At 66.8% G+C, this 12,926-nt stretch carries 10 protein-coding genes; 3 read left to right on the forward strand and 7 right to left on the reverse strand.

Annotation, left to right across the window (positions count from 1 at the left end; translation table 11 throughout):
* Positions 1–61 precede the first annotated feature (61 nt).
* The 5 genes from AC1Q9M_RS01615 to AC1Q9M_RS01635 all read right to left on the reverse strand — a co-directional run bounded on the left by AC1Q9M_RS01615 (position 62) and on the right by AC1Q9M_RS01635 (position 7,057).
* Complete coding sequence (locus AC1Q9M_RS01615) at positions 62–2,953, reverse strand: 2-oxoglutarate dehydrogenase E1 component (RefSeq protein ID WP_382158437.1); 2,892 nt, start codon at positions 2,951–2,953, stop codon at positions 62–64.
* Between the two features lie 178 nt (positions 2,954–3,131).
* Complete coding sequence (locus AC1Q9M_RS01620; RefSeq protein WP_204731485.1) at positions 3,132–3,506, reverse strand: ArsR/SmtB family transcription factor; 375 nt, start codon at positions 3,504–3,506, stop codon at positions 3,132–3,134.
* 107 nt (positions 3,507–3,613) lie between these two features.
* The gene (locus tag AC1Q9M_RS01625; RefSeq protein WP_492432106.1) at positions 3,614–5,509 is read right to left on the reverse strand and encodes a propionate--CoA ligase; all 1,896 of its coding nucleotides are present in this window, start codon (positions 5,507–5,509) and stop codon (positions 3,614–3,616) included.
* Positions 5,510–5,635: 126 nt separating this feature from the next.
* The gene (locus AC1Q9M_RS01630) at positions 5,636–6,244 is read right to left on the reverse strand and encodes an isochorismatase family protein (protein ID WP_382325588.1); all 609 of its coding nucleotides are present in this window, start codon (positions 6,242–6,244) and stop codon (positions 5,636–5,638) included.
* Positions 6,245–6,322: 78 nt separating this feature from the next.
* Entirely contained in the window at positions 6,323–7,057 is a 735-nt protein-coding gene (locus tag AC1Q9M_RS01635) for a TetR/AcrR family transcriptional regulator (protein ID WP_382326805.1), read from the reverse strand.
* Between the two features lie 136 nt (positions 7,058–7,193).
* Between AC1Q9M_RS01635 and AC1Q9M_RS01640 the strand changes: the two genes are divergently transcribed.
* Entirely contained in the window at positions 7,194–8,852 is a 1,659-nt protein-coding gene (locus AC1Q9M_RS01640) for a 4-hydroxyphenylacetate 3-hydroxylase family protein (RefSeq protein WP_492432108.1), read from the forward strand.
* Positions 8,853–8,934: 82 nt separating this feature from the next.
* Positions 8,935–9,489: a C40 family peptidase gene (locus AC1Q9M_RS01645; RefSeq protein WP_382158445.1), complete on the forward strand. Its 555-nt coding sequence runs from the start codon at positions 8,935–8,937 to the stop codon at positions 9,487–9,489.
* 33 nt (positions 9,490–9,522) lie between these two features.
* Here the strand turns inward: AC1Q9M_RS01645 and AC1Q9M_RS01650 are convergent, their stop codons facing one another.
* The gene (locus AC1Q9M_RS01650) at positions 9,523–10,509 is read right to left on the reverse strand and encodes a Bug family tripartite tricarboxylate transporter substrate binding protein (RefSeq protein WP_492432110.1); all 987 of its coding nucleotides are present in this window, start codon (positions 10,507–10,509) and stop codon (positions 9,523–9,525) included.
* Positions 10,506–11,441, reverse strand: a complete 936-nt coding sequence (locus AC1Q9M_RS01655) for a LysR family transcriptional regulator (protein ID WP_382324411.1) — start codon at positions 11,439–11,441, stop codon at positions 10,506–10,508. Before AC1Q9M_RS01655 ends, AC1Q9M_RS01650 begins: the two co-directional genes overlap by 4 nt.
* Positions 11,442–11,539: 98 nt before the next feature.
* On the opposite strand from AC1Q9M_RS01655, the gene AC1Q9M_RS01660 reads away from it, so the two are divergent.
* The gene (locus AC1Q9M_RS01660; protein ID WP_492432112.1) at positions 11,540–12,892 is read left to right on the forward strand and encodes an alpha/beta hydrolase; all 1,353 of its coding nucleotides are present in this window, start codon (positions 11,540–11,542) and stop codon (positions 12,890–12,892) included.
* Positions 12,893–12,926 lie beyond the last annotated feature (34 nt).

The raw sequence follows: 12,926 nt of genomic DNA on the forward strand, positions 1-12,926 counted from the left end.
TGCGCCGGACGGGCCAGTCACAGGACGTCAACGTCGGGTGACCGGCTCGGGTCCGTTCAGTTCACTTGGTGAGGATGAAGCCTTTGAGCTTGCCGAAAGCGGCTTCGATCAACGTCTTCTGCTGCTCCTGGTGGAGGTGGGCATAACCCACGGCCGGCGATGCGGAGGCCGCACGCCCGGCGTAACCCAGCTTCTGGCCCTCGAGCATGTTCTCGTGGATGTAGTGCTGCACGAAGAACCAGGCGCCCTGGTTCTGCGGCTCGTCCTGGCACCACACGATGTCGGTCGCGTTGGGGTACTTGCGCAGCTCCGCGCCGAACACTTTGTGCGGGAACGGGTACAGCTGCTCCACGCGCACGATCGCCACGTCGTCCGAGCCGCGCTCTTCGCGCTTCTTGACGAGGTCGTAGTACACCTTGCCCGAGCAGCAGATGACGCGCTTGACCTTCTCGGCCTTCTTCACGACGTCGGCGTTCTGCTCCGGGATCACGGTCTGGAAACCGCCCTTGGTGAACTCGGACAGCGGCGAGGTCGCGTCCTTGTTGCGCAGCAGCGACTTGGGCGTGAAGATGATCAGCGGCTTGCGCAGGCCGCGAATCATCTGGCGGCGCAGCACGTGGAAGATCTGGCTCGCGGTGGTGGGCTGCACGACCTGCATGTTGGTGTCGGCGGCCAGCTGCATGAAGCGCTCCAGGCGCGCCGAGCTGTGCTCCGGACCCTGGCCTTCGTAGCCGTGCGGCAGCATCATCGTGATGCCGTTGACGCGGCCCCACTTCACTTCGCCGGAGGCGATGAACTGGTCGATCACGACCTGCGCGCCGTTGACGAAGTCGCCGAACTGGGCTTCCCAGATCACCAGCGTGTTCGGGTCGTTCGAGGCGTAGCCGTATTCGAAACCGAGCACGGCCTCTTCGGACAGGATCGAGTCGATCACCACGAACGGGGCCTGGTTGTCGGCCACGTTCTGCAGCGGCACGTAGATGCCTTCGTCGTACTTCTCGCGGTTCTGGTCGTGGATGACGGCGTGGCGGTGGGTGAACGTGCCGCGGCCGCAATCCTCACCCGAGAGGCGCACGGGGAAACCGCTGGCCACCAGCGAGGCAAAAGCCATGTGCTCGCCCATGCCCCAGTCCACCGGAATGTCGCCACGGCCCATGGCCGCGCGATCGGCGTACACCTTCTTCACCAGTTGGTGCGGGGTGACGTTGTCCGGAATCGTGGTCAGGCGATCCGACAGTCGCTTCCACTCGGCCATGGGGATGGCGGAGTCCGCGCTGTCGGTCCACTTCTTGCCCAGGTACGGGCTCCAGTCGACCGCGAACTTGCTCTTGAAGTTGGTCAGCACCGGGTCCACCGTGTGGCGACCGGCGTCCAGCGCGGCACGGTAGGCCTTGACCATGTCGTCGCCCAGCGTCTCGCCCAGGCCCTGCGCGGCCAGCTTGTCGGCGTACAGCTTGCGCGTGCCGGGGTGGGCCGCGATCTTCTTGTACATGAGCGGCTGCGTCAGGCTCGGGGTGTCCTGTTCGTTGTGGCCCAGCTTGCGGAAGCAAACAATGTCGACCACCACGTCCTTCTGGAAGGTCATGCGGAAATCGAGCGCCAGCTGGGTGGCGAACACCACCGCTTCGGGATCGTCGCCGTTCACGTGCAGCACCGGCGCCTCGATCATCTTCACGACGTCGGAGCAGTACAGCGTGGAGCGGCTGTCGCGCGGGTCGGAGGTGGTGAAGCCGATCTGGTTGTTGATCACCAGGTGCACCGTGCCGCCCGTGGAATAGCCACGGGTTTCGGCCAGCGCCAGGGTTTCCATCACCACGCCCTGGCCGGCAAAGGCGGCATCACCGTGCACCAGCACCGGCAGCACCTGCTTGCCCAGCGGGTCGCCACGGCGGTCCATGCGGGCGCGCACCGAACCTTCCACGACCGGGTTCACGATTTCCAGGTGCGAGGGGTTGAATGCCAGCGACAGGTGCACCGGGCCCCCGGGGGTGGTCACGTCGGAGCTGAAGCCCTGGTGGTACTTCACGTCACCGGCGGGCAGTTCTTCGGGCGCGGTGTGGTCGAACTCGGCAAACAGGTCCTTGGGCATCTTGCCCAGGGTGTTGACCAGCACGTTCAGGCGACCGCGGTGGGCCATGCCGATCACGATTTCCTGCACGCCGATCTGGCCGGCCTGGTTGATCAGCTCGTCCATCGAAGCGATGAAGCTCTCGCCACCTTCCAGCGAGAAGCGCTTCTGGCCCACGTACTTGGTGTGCAGGAAACGCTCCAGGCCTTCGGCGGCCGTCAGGCGGTCGAGGATGTGCTTTTTCTTCTCGGCGTTGAAGGCGGGCTTGGTGCGCGTGGCTTCCAGGCGCTCCTGCCACCAGCGCTTCTGGCTCTGGTCGGTGATGTACATGTACTCGGCACCGATGGAGCCGCAGTACGTCTCGCGCAAGGCGTTGAGCAACTCGCGCAAGGACATGGTTTCCTTGCCGAAGAACGTGTTGCTGGTGTTGAACACGGTCTCGAGGTCGGCGTCGGTGAAACCGTAGAACGAGAGTTCGAGTTCGGGAATGTGGTCGCGCTCGGCGCGCTTGAGCGGATCCAGATCGGCCCAGCGGGCACCGACGTTGCGGTAGGCGGCAATCAGCTGCTGGACGGCGGTGCGCTTGCGGGCGAGCTCGGAGTCGGCACCAGCGGCCACGACGACCTTGGTGCCACCCTGCTTGGCGCGCTCGGCGAAGGCGTTGATGACGGGCAGATGGGGTACGTCGCGGGCGTCGGTGCCATCACCGGCGGGGACGTTCTGCAGCGCGTCGAAGTAACCGCGCCAGTTGTCGGGGACGCTACCGGGATTGTCCAGGTAGTTTTCGTACATCTCTTCCACGTACGGCGCGTTGCCGCCGAAGAGGTACGAGTTGCCTTTGTAGGCAACATAGACGTTGCCCCCGTTCGATTGGGAATCGCTCATAAATCCGCTGACCTCCGTTTCCCTTCGGGAAACATAAGCTGGTTAAGACAACCTTCCGCGGCACGGCTGAACCGTTAGGCGGATGCGACAGTGACTGTGGAAGGACCTGACTGCAGCCCGCGATTGTGCCACCGCGGGAACAGCCCTGTGTAAAAAGATGCGATGCGGGGGCCGTTCGTCAGGACGCGACGCGGGGCGAGAGACGCTCGGAGGCCGGCACCGAGCTCGGTTCGTCCATCTCGATCGCGATCTGGGTGCACACCGTGCGGCACAGGGTAACGGCCTTTTCGCTCTGCACGCGGTAGATCACCTGCGTGCCGTCCTTGCGCTTGGCCAGCACGCCTGCGCGGTAGAGCAGGTTCAGGTGCTGCGACAGATTGGGCTGGGTGGTGTCGATTTCCTGCAACAGCTGGGAAACCGACTTCTCCTTGTCGCAAAGCGCACTGAGGATGCGCAGCCGCATGGGGGTGGCGAGCACGCCGAAGAGTTCGGCCGCGAGTTCAAACACGCGGACTTTTTCCACTTGGCCTTCGGACGCGATCATCTGTTCCATGGCGGTCGTTGCTCGTGTAAATATAAGCATGAATTGTACTTACAAACACCCCGAACCACCATGCCCTGCCAACGCGACCGGAACGCCGGCAGGGCCTCCCCTGCGTTTCAGGCCAGCAGATCCTTGATCTGCTGCAGCGCGGCGGGATCGTCCATGGTCGTGAGGTCGCCCGGATCGCGCCCTTCGCAGACCGCCTGGATGGCCCGGCGCAGCAGCTTGCCGCTGCGCGTCTTGGGCAGCACGGTCACGAAACGCACCCGGGCCGGGCGGGCCACGGCACCGAGCTGCTCGTCCACCCGCTTCATGATCTCGCCCTCCAGCTTGAGCTTCGAGGCCTCGTCACCGAGCGCCGAGGTGTCCTTGGCGACCACGAAGGCCATGGCCACCTGCCCCTTGAGCTGGTCGGCCACGCCCACCACCGCCACCTCCGCCACGTTGGCGTGGCTGGAGATGCTCTCCTCGATCTCCCGCGTGCCCAGCCGGTGGCCCGCCACGTTGATCACGTCGTCGGTGCGGCCCAGGATGTAGAAGTACCCGTCCTGGTCGCGGATGCCCCAGTCGAAGGTGCTGTAGACCAGCTTGCCCGGGATGCTCTTCCAGTAGGTGTTGACGAAGCGCGCGTCGTCCTTCCACACAGTCTGCATGAAGCCGGGCGGCGTCGGCCCCTCGATCACCACCACGCCCTTCTCATCGGCACCGGTGAGCTCTTCACCGGTGGACTCGTGCAGGAGCTTGACGCTGTAGCCGTACATCGGCACCCCCGGGCTGCCGAACTTGCTGGGCTTCTTCTCGACCCCGTTGGCGATGGTGAGAATGGGCCAGCCGCTCTCGGTCTGCCAGTAGTTGTCGATGATGGGCACGCCCAGACCGTCGCTGATCCAGCGCGCCGTGGGCTCGTCCAGCGGTTCGCCGGCGAGGAACAGCGCCTTGAGGCTGGAGAGGTCGTACTGCTTCAGGTAGGCCGGGTCCTGCTTCTTGAGCACGCGCACCGCGGTGGGCGCGCTGAACATCACCGTCACCTTGTACTTCTCGACCAGTCGCCACCAGATGCCGCCATCGGGCCGAATCGGCAGGCCTTCGTACAGGATGGTCGCCATGCCGGCGATCAGCGGGCCGTAGACGATGTAGCTGTGGCCCACCACCCAGCCAATGTCGCTGGTGGAGAAATAGGTCTCACCGGGTTCGCCCATGAAGATGTGCTTCATGCTCGCCGCCAGCGCCACCAGGTAGCCCCCGGTATCGCGCTGAACGCCCTTGGGCTTGCCTGTGGTGCCGCTGGTGTAGATCGTGTAGCTGATGGCGGTCGACTCCATCCATTCGCAGGGCACCTGGGTGTTCAGGTGCTGCTCGCGCAGAGCGGTGTAGTCGTGGTCGCGCCCGGGCACCAGGGACATCGGCGCCAGGCCCCGATTGACCAGGACCACCGACGCCGGCTTGTGGCTGGACAGGCGAAGGGCTTCGTCCAGCAGCGGCTTGTACTCGACCACCTTGCCACCGCGCGACCCTGCATCGGCGCTCACGATGGCCACGGGGGATGCATCGTCAATGCGGTTGGCCAGCGAATGGCTCGCGAAACCGCCGAACACCACCGAGTGAATGGCGCCGATGCGCGCGCAGGCCAGCATGGCGAAGGTGGCTTCGGGAATCATGGGCATGTAGATCAACACCCGATCGCCCTTCTTCACGCCCTGCCCCAGCAGCACCGCCGCCATGCGCTGCACCTCGGCGTGCAATTCGCGAAAGCTGTAGGTGCGCTCGGTGCCGGTCTCGGTCGACACGTAGATCAGCGCGTTCTGATCGGCGCGATCCCGAAGGTGGCGGTCCACCGCGTTGTGGCACAGGTTGGTCAGCCCGCCCTCGAACCAGTGCGCGAACGGCGGGTGGTCGTGGTTGCAGACCCGGTCGAAGGGCTTGTGCCAGTCCACCAGCGCGGCCTGTTCGGTCCAGAAGGCATCGCGGTCCTCAATGGAGCGGCGGTAGAACTCGGCGTAGCCCTGACTCATATGAATGTCTCCTGCAGCTGATGGACCTAAAGTCGCGCACTAAAGTGAATTCATAATTATGCTGAGCCCGCTTGCGCGAGGCTGACACGGCGCAAGGCCGCCGCCCTGCGCCGCTGCACGCTTCTCTTATTTGATCAAGGCCTGGATCTCGCGGAACGCGGGGTGCTCGGCCGTGCGCAGCCACTCGAAGGCCACCATCTCCGTGGTCACCAGCTCGGCGCCCGCGCCGGCCAGGCGGTCGAAGGCGGCGTCTCGGTTGCGCTCGGTGCGCGAGCTGCAGGCATCCGTCACCACCCAGACGTCGAACTCCTGCTCGATCAGCTCCAGCGCGGTCTGCAGCAGGCACACATGGGCCTCGCAGCCCGCCACGACGACAGTCTGGCGCTCCGAGGCTGGTGCCGCCGCCGGCTTCTGCAGGTGCTTGGGCAGGCTGCGCGCATTGCCGGACGCCTGCTGACGCGCGGGAGGGCGCAACCAGTCGGCCAGGCCATCGGAGACGGCGCCGAAGTGCATCTTGGACAGGGTCTTCTGGCACAGCTCGCGCAGCTCGGGCGGGTTGGGTCCCAGTTTTTCGGGGTTCTGCTCGGTGCCCCAGGTGGGCACCCGCAGGGCCTGGGCCATGCGCGCCAGGCGCAGGGCATTGGCCAGCACTTGAGGGCCTTCGAAGATGGCGGGCATCAGGCGGGCCTGGTAGTCCACCAGCACCAGTTGGGAATCGGAGGCGTCCAGCAGCATCGGTTTGTCTTTCACGTCTAAGGCTTCGGGGAGAAGCGGGGATTTTCGCAGGGCCGGTCGGGGTGGCCGCGAATGCCCTCAACCCCCGAACAGATCGGCCTGCCCCGGTTCACCCGCTGAAGCGCCATCGCCCGGGCTCAACCGGGCCACGAGCTGGTCCACATAGGCCTGGAACAGCGCATCAGGGGACTGCCCGAACATGCGGATGCGGCCGGTGTGCTGCAACAGCAGCAAACCCACCCCATGGGCGAAGAGCGCGGTGTTCTCGCGCAGCGCGGCTTCGGGCGAGAGCCCCATGGCCTGCAAGGCCTGTTCGCAAGGATGCAGGGCGTCGTGCAGGCGGCTGTTGAGCTGCTGGTTCAGTTCGCTGGTCAGGCCCCGTGGGGCCAGCCCCTGCACCAGGTAGAAGCCCAGATCCAGATCGCGAGGGTTGCGGGCGTAGAAGCCGAACCAGGCCTGCGCCTTGGCCGCGAGCACCGCCTGGGGTTGGGGTTTGGGCGGCTTGGCGGCAGCCACCTCCTGGTTCAGCCGCTCCAGCGATTCGGCCAGCAACGCGGCGTAGATCGCCTCCTTGCTCTCGAAGTAGCTGTAGATCGCCCCTGGTGTGTACGCCGCCCGCTTGGCGATTTCCCGGATGCTGGCGCCTTCCACGCCCTTTTCGGCGAAGACACTGCGCGCCGCTTCCAACACCAGGGCGCGGCGGGAATCCGACTGCGCCGCCTGGCGCAGCTGCCGTTGGCGTTGTTGTTCTCGCGCGGCCTCTGCCTCGGCCTCCGAGGGCACGGGGATCAGTTCATGCAAATGGACGTCCATGCGCGCAGTTTATCGCCCTGACGAACATGGATCGCCGAAATTAAACATTTGCACAAATTATTGAACATTGTTTAAATCAATGCTCGAGAGGCAAAAAATACGTCGACCGTCAATCTATCCACGAGGCATCCATCCCATGAACAACTCACTGGCTCACCCACCCACGCTCATGAGCGGCGAGGATTTCCGCGAATCCCTGCGCGAGCGCAAGCCGCGCGTGTTCGTGGACGGGCGCGCGGTGGACAGCGTGGCCGATGAACCGGGTTTGCAACCCGGGATCAACGCCATTGCCCTCACCTATGACTTGGCCCTCCAAGCCCGGTACGCGCCGCTGATGACGGCGGTCCAGCAGACCAGCGGCCGCCGGGTGAACCGCCTCAGCCACATCAACACCAGCAGCGGCGACCTGCTCAACAAGCTGGAAGCCGTGCGCCTGGTGTGCCAGGAGACCGGTTGCGCCCAGCGCTACCTCACCCACGACGCGCTCAACGCCATCGGCCAGGTCTCGGCCCGCATCGACGATGCCCGTGGGACCACCGAGCACACCCAGCGCTTCCTGAACTACCTGCACCGCGTGCAGGATCAGGACCTGACCCTGGGCGTGGCCATGACCGATGCCAAGGGCGACCGCAGCCGCCGTCCGCATGAGCAGGCCAACGTGGACAGCTACGTGCACGTGGTGGAGAGAAACGCACGCGGCATCGTCATCAGCGGCACCAAGGCCATCGTCACCGGCGCGCCCTATGTGCACGAGCTGCTGGTGATGCCGTGCCGCCACATGGGCCGCGAGGACGCCGACTTCGCCGTCTGCTGCGCCGTGCCCATCGACGCACCGGGCCTGACCATCGTCGCCCGACCCGCCGGCCGGCCCGGCGAAAAGGTCGAACATGGCGAGGCCCTGTTCAGCCGCAAGTACGGGCAGAGCACCGGCGTCTGCATCTTCGACCGGGTGTTCGTGCCCTGGGACAGCGTGTTCTACGCCGGCGAGTGGGAGCACTCCAGCCACCTCACCTACAGCTACGCCACCCACCACCGCCACACCTGCATCGGCGCGCGCGCCGGCTTTGGCGATCTGCTCATCGGCGCCGGGGCGCTCATGTGCGAAGCCAACGGCTTCGACCCGGGCCGGGAAACCCACCTGCGCGAACAAATGGTGGAACTGATCACCATCACCGAGGGCTTCTACGCCTGCGGTGTGGCGGCCAGCGTCTATGGCAAGGCCGACCCGCACAGCCAGACCTTCATGCCCGACCCCGTGTTCTCCAACATCGGCAAGCTGCTGCTGGCCACGCAGATCTACGACATGCACCGCATCGCCCACTACGTGAGCGGCGGCCTGATCGTCACCCTGCCCGGCCCGGACGAAGACCACAACCCCGAAACCGGCGCGAAACTCTCGGACGTGCTGCGCGCCAACCCCGACGTGCCTTACGAGCAGCGGATCCAGACGGCGCGTTTCCTGGAAGACCTGACCGCTGGCTACCAGGGTGGCTGGTACAGCGTGATCAGCCTGCACGGCGGCGGTTCGCCAGCCGCGATGAAGCAGGAAATCTGGCGCAACTACCCGGTGGGCAACAAGGTCGAGCTGGTCGAACGTCTGCTGGAACGCGGCGTGGCGGCCGACGGCAGCGCTGCCGCATCGCCTCACGACCCGGCACGCGCCATCACGAAAAACCGCCAACCCGGCAAGTGCTGCGACACCGGCTGCACCGCGCCCGGTCAGCCCGTGATGGTCGATCTTCCGTCGGTCACCAGCAGCCTTCCGTCGCGAGCCGCCCCGCTGGCCAGGAAGTGAATACGAAAGTGGTTGTAAATCAAGGGGTTGGCGCTCGATTCTCGCTTGACTTCCAGCAGCAGCGCCGATACCCTCACGCCCTATGTCGCGTTGGCTCCCCATTCTTCTGCTGTGCGGTTCGGCCGTGGCCCACGCCGCGCCGGGCACCACCAACGGCTATGAAGACATGGACTCGCTGCTCAACGACAAGGGCCTGATGGCCCGCATCGGTCAACAAGTGCAGCATGCCCGCGAGACGGTGAGCGACCAGGCCTCCAGCCTCGTGATCAACGCCATGGCCTTCCTCGACGTGCCGTACCGCTACGGCGGCAACAGCGCCGAAACGGGCTTCGATTGCAGCGGCTTCGTGCGCGCGGTGTACGAACAGTCGCTGGGCAAGATCCTGCCCCGCCGTTCCGACGAACAGGCCGCGGCCACACAGACCATCGACCGCAGCGAACTCAAGCCGGGCGACCTGGTGTTCTTCAACACCATGCGCCGGGCCTTCAGCCACGTCGGCATTTATGTGGGCGACGGCAAGTTCATCCACTCCCCGCGCAGCGGTGCCCAGGTGCGCATGGAAGACATGCGCATGGCCTACTGGAACAAGCGCTTCAATGGCGCGCGCCGCGTGCCGGTGGCCGACAAGGCTCCCTGAGCCATCACGGCCACCGCGTCGCCGCCCCGACGCTCACTCCATCTTGATGTTCGCGCCCTTGAGCTGGCGGTTGCTGCGCCATTCCTCGGCAATGCGGCGCGCGAAGGAAGGCCGGTCGCCGAGCGCGGGCAGGTTGTCCGACGCCAGCAGCCGCTCGCGGATGGGGGGCGTCTGCACCGCCGCGTTGATTTCCGCATTCAGCCGGTCCAGCACCTGCGGCGGCGTCCCACCCGGCGCGAACAGGCCGAACAACGAAGTGACATTGGCCTGGGGCAACCCCAGCTCGGCAAACGTGGGCACCTGCGGCAAGACCTCCAGGCGCTGCGGCGCGCCCACGGCCAGGGGCTTGAAACGACCGGCCTCGATGTGGGCCAGTTGCGCCGGAGCCACGTTGGTCGACAGCAACTCGAACTGCCCGCCCAGCGCGTCGGTGAGCTGCTGGCCACCGCCCTTGTACGGAATGTGCGTGACCACCACGCTGCTGCCCAGCTGCACCTGTTCCAGCACCAGATGGCCGGCGGTGGCCAGGCCGGAGGTGGCCCAGCGCAGCGCGCCTGGATGGGCTTTGGCTTGCGCGAGCAAGTCCGCAAAGCCCCGGCCCATGAAGGTCGGCGTGCCCACCAGCAGCACGGGTGTGTACATCACGCTGGCCACCGGCTCGATGTCTCGAAACGGGTCGTAGCCCACCGCACCGAGGTGCGGGCGCAGGGTCAAGGGGCTGACCGCCGAGAAGGCCAGCGTGTGTCCGTCGGCCGGCGCGCGCGCCAGCGCCTGCAGCCCCACGCTGCCGCCCCCACCACCCCGGTTTTCCACCCGCACCGCCACGCCGAGTTGCCACGACAGGCGCTCGGCCAGCGCACGCGCGACGCCATCGCTGAGCCCGCCCGGTGGGTACACGACGATGATGCGCAAGGGCTGAGAAGGCCACGCGGGCTGCGCATGGCTGGCCCGTGGACCGACGACGCCCGCCAGCGCCAGCAGCGCCGGGATCGCTTGCCGACGCGACAGCCCTTCTCTCATGCCACGGTGCGCCCCCGTCGCGCGCGCGCCTGGGCCTTGCGCGCCGTGTCCCGGGCGATCTTGAGGAAATGCGAGGCCGGGCCGGAGGCTTCGGCCGAGCGGTACACCAGGGTCAACGGCGCATCCAGCGGCGTGCCTTCGCGCAAGGGCAGATAGACCACCGCGTGGGGATGCAGCCCGCTCATGGAGGTCGGCACGACCGCGATGCCCGCGCCCGCGGCCACCAGGTTCAGGCTGGTCACCATGCGCTCGACCTCGGCGGCGATGCGCGGACGAAAACCATGGGCTTCGCACAGCGCCAGCAGGTTGGCGTACAGCCCCGGGGCACCGGGTTGCCGCACCAGGATGAAGCCCTCCTCGCGCAGGTCCGCCAACGCCAGCGCGCCCGACCGGCGTCGCGCCAAGGCGTGGTCGCCGGGCAGCGCCACCAGCACCGGCTCGCGCAGCAGCACCTCGAAGGTCAGGCTCTCGGGCTGCGACACCGGCACGCGGATCAGGCCGCAATGCAGCCGCCCCGCCTCCACCGCCTCGGTGATGCCGGCCGCGTGGTCTTCGCGGATCGACAGTGCGATGCCGGGCCAGGCCCGCCGGCAGGCGCGCAAGGCCTCGGGGGTGAAAGCATGCGCGGCGGCGGAGCTGGTGAAGCCGACATGGAGCACACCGAGTTCGCCGCGCGCCACGCGCGCCATGCGCTGCTCCATGGCCGCCATGTCGTCCACCAGCTGGCGCGCTTCCCGCTCGAACAGGCGCCCGGCGTCCGACAACGCCACGCCCTTGGGATGGCGGTGGAACAAGGCAACGCCCAGCTCCTTTTCCAGTGCCTTGATCTGCAGGCTCAGTGGCGGCTGCTGGATGCCCAGGCGCTCGGCCGCGCGGGTCATGTGGCCGGCCTCGGCGACGGCCAGGAAGTAGCGCAGGTGCCTGATTTCCATATCTGAAAGGTATTGAAATTCGGGTTTCAGTATATTTGACATGGGGTGGCGGCGCACCTATCGTCCGCGTGGATTCGAACAACCACAGGAGACCTTTCATGCCCCTTCGCCCCATCGCGCTGCTGGCGCTGGCGGCCCTCGCCGGCCACAGCGGCGGCGCCATCGCCCAGGTGCCCACCGACCCTCAGCCCCGCGCCTGCCCCGCCGAAGTGCCGGCCGGTGCCACCTGCCACACGGGCGAGGACGGGCTGGGCGGCTTCTACTGGATCGCCCTGCCCGCCGGGTGGAAACCTGAGACCGGCGTGCTCGTGGTGCATGCCCATGGCGGCCCCGCCGACACCGGCCCGGCCACGCTGGCGCGCGGCGAGGAAGACCTCAAACGCTGGGCCGTGACCGTCAAGGCCGGCCACGCCTGGGCGGGCGCCACCTACCGCCGGGGCGGCTTTGGCGTGAGCATGGCGGCCGAGGACACCGAGCGCGTGCGCCGCGTCTTCGTGAAGCATTTCGGCCCGCCCCGCCGCACCATCCTGCACGGGCAAAGCTACGGCGGCTCGGTCGCCGCCAAGGGCGCCGAGCTGTACGCCACGGTGGACGGCCCCAACGGACCGGTCAAAGGCCCTTACGACGGCATGCTGCTCACCAGCGGCATGCTGGGCGGCGGCACCCGCGCTTACGACTTCCGGATCGACTTGCGCGTGGTCTACCAGTACGTGTGCAAGAACCACCCGAAGGCAGACGAGCCCCCGTACCCGCTGTGGCAGGGCCTGCCCATGGACGCCAAGCTCACGCGCGCCGAACTGGCCAACCGCGTGGACGAATGCACCGGCGTGCGCAAGCCCGCCGCGCAACGCACCGAACAGCAGAAGACCAACCTCGCCAACATCGTCAACGTCATCAAGATCCCCGAGCGCTCGCTGATCGCCCACCTCAACTGGGCGACCTGGCTGTTCCGCGATCTGACGCAGCTGCGCCTAGGCAACCGCAACCCGTTCAACAACGCCAACGTGCGGTACACCGGCTCCACGGACGACGCGGCCCTGAACGCGGGCGTGCTGCGCTACACCGCCGACCCGGCGGCCGTGGCCGAGCTGGCGAAGGACAGCGACCCCGAAGGCCGGATCAACATGCCCGTGCTCTCGCTGCACGCCGTCAACGACCCGACCGCGTTCGTCGAACTCTCTTCCGCCTACCGCGAGACACTGGATCGCGCGGGCAAGGGCAACCTGCTGGTGCAGACCTTCAGCGACGAGTCCGAGCACAGCTACCTGAGCGATCCGCAGTACCCCGCGCTGTTCACCGCGCTGCTCAACTGGATCGACAAGAACGAGAAGCCCACGCCCCAGACGGTGGCCACACTCTGCAAGGGCTACGAGGCCGCGTATGGCGACACCTGCAAGCTGCTGCCCGACTACCGGAGCGCGCCGCTGGCCAGCCGCGTCCCGGCTCGCTGAACGCGGCCCATGAAAAAAGCCGCCGACCCGTGAG

The organism is Hydrogenophaga sp. GW823-FHT04C09 (genome assembly GCF_058796355.1).

What these genes read in the sequence shown, in the direction of transcription:
- AC1Q9M_RS01645 (WP_382158445.1), top strand. Translation starts at nt 8,935, where the DNA reads ATGTCGCGTTGGCTCCCCATTCTTCTGCTGTGCGGTTCGGCCGTGGCC.
- AC1Q9M_RS01660 (WP_492432112.1), top strand. Translation starts at nt 11,540, where the DNA reads ATGCCCCTTCGCCCCATCGCGCTGCTGGCGCTGGCGGCCCTCGCCGGC.
- AC1Q9M_RS01640 (WP_492432108.1), top strand. Translation starts at nt 7,194, where the DNA reads ATGAACAACTCACTGGCTCACCCACCCACGCTCATGAGCGGCGAGGAT.
- AC1Q9M_RS01655 (WP_382324411.1), bottom strand. Translation starts at nt 11,441, where the DNA reads ATGGAAATCAGGCACCTGCGCTACTTCCTGGCCGTCGCCGAGGCCGGC.
- AC1Q9M_RS01615 (WP_382158437.1), bottom strand. Translation starts at nt 2,953, where the DNA reads ATGAGCGATTCCCAATCGAACGGGGGCAACGTCTATGTTGCCTACAAA.
- AC1Q9M_RS01650 (WP_492432110.1), bottom strand. Translation starts at nt 10,509, where the DNA reads ATGAGAGAAGGGCTGTCGCGTCGGCAAGCGATCCCGGCGCTGCTGGCG.
- AC1Q9M_RS01635 (WP_382326805.1), bottom strand. Translation starts at nt 7,057, where the DNA reads ATGGACGTCCATTTGCATGAACTGATCCCCGTGCCCTCGGAGGCCGAG.
- AC1Q9M_RS01625 (WP_492432106.1), bottom strand. Translation starts at nt 5,509, where the DNA reads ATGAGTCAGGGCTACGCCGAGTTCTACCGCCGCTCCATTGAGGACCGC.
- AC1Q9M_RS01630 (WP_382325588.1), bottom strand. Translation starts at nt 6,244, where the DNA reads ATGCTGCTGGACGCCTCCGATTCCCAACTGGTGCTGGTGGACTACCAG.
- AC1Q9M_RS01620 (WP_204731485.1), bottom strand. Translation starts at nt 3,506, where the DNA reads ATGGAACAGATGATCGCGTCCGAAGGCCAAGTGGAAAAAGTCCGCGTG.